The following is a 504-nucleotide window of genomic DNA, read 5'->3' on the forward strand; positions in this document are numbered from 1 at the left end:
CATTTTTATATTCAGAGCGATAAAAATCCGTTTTTTGAAGTTTTCAAAGTTCCTAAAACCAAAGGCATTTCGTTTGATGAGTTTAATGAGATTATTAGTCGCTTCCAATTTAGCGTTGGAATAGGGCAATTGAAGGGCGTTGACAATTTTCTCTTTGTCCTTGAGGAAGGTTTTGAAGACAGTCTGAAAAAGAGGATGAACCTGCTTCAGATTGTCCTCAATAAGTTCGAAAAATTTGTCAGCTTCTTTATTCTGGAAGTGAAAAAGCAAGAGTTGATAGAGATTATAGTGGTGTTTCAAGTCTTCTGAATAGCTCAAAAGCTTGTCTAGAATCTCTTTATTCGTTAAGTGCATGCGAAAAGTAGGGCGATAAAAACGTTTATCACTCAGTTTACGGCTATCTTGTTGGATGAGCTTCCAGTAGCGCTTGATAGCTTTGTATTCATGGGATTTTCTATCAAATTGATTCATGATTTGAATACGGACACGACTCATAGCACGGCT

The 504-nt window shown here is 36.7% G+C and carries 1 protein-coding gene; it reads right to left on the minus strand.

Annotated elements, in window-relative coordinates; all coding sequences use genetic code 11:
- Nucleotides 1-504: transposase (locus tag QM959_RS09600; RefSeq protein WP_414372866.1), on the minus strand; the 504-nt coding region annotated here is incomplete at both ends.

Source organism: Streptococcus mitis, assembly GCF_047459985.1.
In the GTDB taxonomy this organism is placed as follows: Bacteria; Bacillota; Bacilli; order Lactobacillales; family Streptococcaceae; genus Streptococcus; species Streptococcus mitis_DZ.